Annotated in this window: 2 protein-coding genes; both read left to right on the plus strand. The window is 45.1% G+C overall.

What is annotated here, in order from left to right:
• The first annotated feature begins 150 nt into the window (after positions 1-150).
• Positions 151-1,713, plus strand: a complete 1,563-nt coding sequence (gene istA / locus IWB18_RS12320; protein WP_195683913.1) for an IS21 family transposase — start codon at positions 151-153, stop codon at positions 1,711-1,713.
• Positions 1,706-2,446, plus strand: a complete 741-nt coding sequence (istB, locus tag IWB18_RS12325; protein ID WP_195683914.1) for an IS21-like element helper ATPase IstB — start codon at positions 1,706-1,708, stop codon at positions 2,444-2,446. Before istA ends, istB begins: the two co-directional genes overlap by 8 nt.
• Positions 2,447-2,560 lie beyond the last annotated feature (114 nt).

Genomic DNA, 2,560 nt, shown 5'->3' on the forward strand with positions numbered 1-2,560 from the left:
TGTATATAACCATGGGATAGAGCCAGCTTTTCCATAGAATAGAGCAAGTCTGTTCACGGAATTGAGCCACCTGTTCCATGGTGAGAGCCACCAACTGTATAATAAGATTATGCACCTAAAGGTGTAAATAATCTTTACAGGAGGTCGCTTATGACCAAATACAACGACATTCTAAGGCTTCAAAGCCAAGGAATGAGCAACCGAAGCATCGCCTCAATCTGCAGCTGTTCAAGAAATACTGTAGCCAGTGTTCTTGAACGGGCCAAGCTGAAGACCATCTCTTGGCCGTTTGACAACCCGTTGTCTGACAAAGAGCTTCACGAATTATTGTTCCCTGAAAAAGTGTATGGATCCAATCAGAGAATGCCTGATTGCGAATACATCCATAACGAGCTCGCCAAAAGCGGTGTGACGCTGACACTTCTATGGGAAGAATACTGTGAATCTTGCCGACTCAACAACGAAATACCCTACATGTACAGCCAGTTCCGCCGTTACTACATCAACTATGCCCAGAAAACAAAGGCAACCATGCGTTTGAAAAGAAAGCCTGGCGAGTTGATGGAGGTCGACTGGGCCGGTGACCCACTGTTTATCACAGACAGCGTCACTGGTGAAAGAATTCCTGCGTACCTTTATGTTGCAGTTCTTTCGAGCAGTCAATACGCGTATGTGGAAGCTTTTCTCAGTCAGAACCAGGAGAATTGGATCAATGCACATCTTCATACTTTCGAGTTCTTCGGTGGTTGCACCCGGATCATCGTTCCTGACAATCTAAAGACTGGAGTCATTCGCTCAGGAAAGTATGACGATCCCATAATCAACCGGGTCTACAATGAGATGGCTGATCATTATGGCACGGCCATAGTACCGGCCAGAGTCCGAAGGCCAAAGGACAAACCCAATGCAGAAGGTACTGTAGGTTTTTTGACCACCTGGATTATTGCAAAGCTAAGAAACTACAAGTTTTTTTCAATCCAAGAACTCAACGAAGTCATTTGGGAAAACCTTCGCAAGTTCAATGAAAAACCTTTCCAGAAAAAGCCTGGAAGCAGGCTCAGTGCATTCCTTTCTGAAGAAAAGGTATTTCTGCTTCCTTTGCCTGCTTCCCCGTACGAGTTAGCCACTTGGATAAAAGCTACTGTACCTAATGATTATCACATAATTGCGGACAGAATGCACTATTCAGTCCCCTATGAATACATCAGACACGAAGTGGATGTACGTGTCACAAGCAAAACAGTTGAAGTTTTTTACAGCAACCATCGCATTGCCTCCCATGTGAGGCTTCATGGTTTACCCGAACAAAGAAGTACTGTTCCAGAACATATGCCTGAGAATCATCGCCAGTATTTGATCTGGAACGCAGAAGCTTTTATAGACTGGGCTACAAAGGTAGGTCCTAGTGCAGCCATTGTTATGAAAAGCATCATCTCCTATTATCGTGTCGAGCAACAGAGCTACCGTTCTTGTCGTTCACTGGTCAACCTAGGTGATAAGTATTCTTTAGAACGACTGGAAGCCGCCTGCAGCAAGGCTTTGCTTTATACACCGCATCCAAGTCTGAAGAACATCAGGACCATTCTTAAGACCGGGCACGATAAGCTGACGGAAAACGCCATTGCTGCATCAGGAACTTCAAAAGCCAAGAAAGAACCGTCTGGAGGCTTTGTAAGAGGTTCGGACTATTATGGAGGTGGTCATCGTGATTAATCAATCAACCTATGATAAGTTAACCTCCATGAGACTGACAGCCATGGCAGAATCCTATAAAGATCAACTGGCGGATCCTCGCTACAAGGAGCTTACCTTTGATGAGAGATTCGGCCTGATGGTAGATGTTGAATGGTCACGGCGCCGTAATAATAAACTGCTCAAGCTCATCAAGAGCGCCATGCTTCGCTATTCAGGAGCTTGTATTGAAGACATTGAATATCATCCTGACAGAAAGCTTGACCGTGAAGAGATCCAGCGGTTGGCAGAATGCCGGTATATCGATGAACATCACAACATTATTGTCATGGGTGCCTCGGGCAACGGCAAATCTTACTTGGCTTGCGCCTTTGGTATGGCAGCATGCAGGAAGTATTATCCTGTGAAATATATCAGGTTGCCGGAGTTGCTCGATGAGCTGGCAGTAGCCCGTGGCGAAGGCATCTATAAAAAGGTCATGAAACAGTACAAGAAAATCAAACTTCTAATACTGGATGAATGGTTGCTGACCCCTTTACGTGGAACGCAAGCTATGGATCTGCTTGAAATCATTGAGGCCAGACACCAGCAATCTTCAACCATTTTCTGCTCGCAGTTCCCACCTGGTGGGTGGCATGAAAAGATCGGTGAAGATACTCTAGCTGACGCCATCCTTGATCGAATCGTCCACGATTCATACGAAATATTCATTGATGGCAATAAGTCAATGAGAGAGAAACACGGTATTAAATAACAGGCTTGGGCTGTCACATCTGTGATGGCCCTGCCAAGAAAATCATGGCTCTATTTGATGGATGAAGTGGCTCTATTCTATGAAAAAGGGTGCTCTATCCGATGACTATATGCA

Source organism: Alkalibacter mobilis (assembly GCF_015594845.1).
Classification (GTDB): domain Bacteria; phylum Bacillota; class Clostridia; order Eubacteriales; family Alkalibacteraceae; genus Alkalibacter; species Alkalibacter mobilis.